Origin of the sequence: Dehalococcoides sp., assembly GCF_041654235.1 — a bacterium.
GTDB lineage: Bacteria > Chloroflexota > Dehalococcoidia > Dehalococcoidales > Dehalococcoidaceae > Dehalococcoides > Dehalococcoides mccartyi_B.
Map to the genome: position 1 here is coordinate 1 of NZ_JBAZDW010000113.1, position 1,904 is coordinate 1,904.

Here is a 1,904-nt window from a genome sequence, read left to right on the forward strand (position 1 = left end):
TTGCTAAGCCGCGAGGTGGCGCCAATCCATAAAGTTGGTCTCAGTTCAGATTGTAGGCTGCAACCCGCCTGCATGAAGATGGAGTTGCTAGTAACCGCAGGTCAGCTATACTGCGGTGAATACGTTCCCGGGGCTTGTACACACCGCCCGTCACGTCATGGGAGTTGGCAACACCTGAAGCCGGTATCCTAACCGCAAGGAGGGAGCCGTCGAGGGTGGGGTTGATGACTGGGACGAAGTCGTAACAAGGTAGGTGTACCGGAAGGTGCGCCTGGATCACCTCCTTTCTATGGAGTTTTGAACTGAACCTTCGGGGGATGTTCCAAGCTCTACAGGTCTTGACGCGGTGTCAAGACAAACGACGACAATGCAAGATTTTCCTATCACTTCTCAGTTACTAAGGGACTGATCTTGGGCTTTTAGCTCAGTTGGTTAGAGCGCGCCTCTGATAAGGGCGAGGTCTCAGGTTCGAGTCCTGAAAGGCCCACCTGGAACCCGGCAGGATCGGGGATGTAGCTTAGTTGGGAGAGCGCCGCCTTTGCACGGCGGAGGTCAGGGGTTCGAATCCCCTCATCTCCACTGAGCTGTAAATGAAATATCGATGGAGAAGTGAGTGTCGAGAAACACAACTAAAGTTTGATCAACAAAAAAGCAGATCCGCAAGGTCATGAGACCCGGCGGTGAGCCGGGTCGAACTGTCTCTTTGAAAAACGAATAAGGTTGAAGCGGGCTGAGTGCCTCTGACGGGAACGTGAGCGACACTTAGCGCCTTTCAACTGGCGCCTGACCACCCAGAGTGAGTCAGCAGAACTTTACCAACCTTATAGAATAGTATGTAGGCCAAGTCAGAACATCATTAATGTTTTGATCGAAAGTAAACAAATATGTAAATAACGATACAACAAAGAGTATCGAGTTCTCCGCATCATGTGCGAGAAGCTACTAAGAGTTTATGGTGGATGCCTTGGCGCCAAGTGCCGATGAAGGACGTAGGTTATTGCGATAAGCTTCGGGGAGCCGTAAACAGGCGATATATCCGGAGATTTCCGAATGGGGAAACCCGCCAGCGCGAACCGCTGGCATCATCCGTTGAATATATAGACGGATCGAAGGGCACCCGGGGAACTGAAACATCTAAGTACCCGGAGGAAAAGAGAGTATTCCCTGAGTAGTGGCGAGCGAAAGGGGAGAAGCCCAAACCGTTGCGGCTTGCCGTAGTGGGGTTGTAGGGCCTGACATTGTGAAGTTACAAAATGTTCGGTTAGTAGAATGGTGTGGGAAAGCCAACCAAAGAGGGTGACAGTCCCGTAAACGAAAACCGAACATCTTCCGTCAGGTACCTGAGTACTGCCGTGCACGCTAATACGGTAGGAATCTGGGGGGTCCACCCTCCAAGGCTAAATACACTTGGCGACCGATAGTGAACAAGTACCGTGAGGGAAAGGTGAAAAGTACCCCGTTGAGGGGAGTGAAATAGAACCTGAAACCGTAAACTTACAAGCAGTTGGAGGGCTAATAGCGGGTCGGTGCTCCGGTGAAAGCCGGGTGCGCGCCGCTACGCCTGACAGCGTGCCTCTTGGAGAATGAGCCTGCGAGTTAATTTTTGTGGCGAGGTTAAGAGAGTGACACTCGAAGCCGTAGCGAAAGCGAGTCTGAATAGGGCGTCAAGTCGCAAGAATTAGACCCGAAACCGGGTGAGCTACCCATGGACAGGGTGAAGCGAGTCTAATCGCTCGTGGAGGCCCGAACCTACTAATGTTGCAAAATTAGGGGATGAGCTGTGGGTAGAGGTGATATGCCAAACGAACTCGGAGATAGCTGGTTCTCCCCGAAATAGCTTTAGGGCTAGCGCTATATGTTCAGTACCGGAGGTAGAGCACTGAATGGGTACGGGGGCTTAGTGC

General features: G+C 51.9%; 2 tRNA genes and 2 rRNA genes (1 of these 4 running past the window's edge). All 4 read left to right on the forward strand.

Annotation, left to right across the window (positions count from 1 at the left end):
• A 16S ribosomal RNA gene (locus tag WC259_RS08290) occupies positions 1 to 287 on the forward strand; the annotation flags it as partial.
• Positions 288 to 413: 126 nt separating this feature from the next.
• A tRNA-Ile gene (locus WC259_RS08295) sits at positions 414 to 487 on the forward strand.
• 19 nt (positions 488 to 506) lie between these two features.
• Positions 507 to 579: transfer RNA gene (locus WC259_RS08300), tRNA-Ala, on the forward strand.
• A 353-nt stretch (positions 580 to 932) separates the two neighbouring features.
• Positions 933 to 1,904: ribosomal RNA gene (locus tag WC259_RS08305) — 23S ribosomal RNA — on the forward strand (its annotated part continues 734 nt past the right edge of the window); the annotation flags it as partial.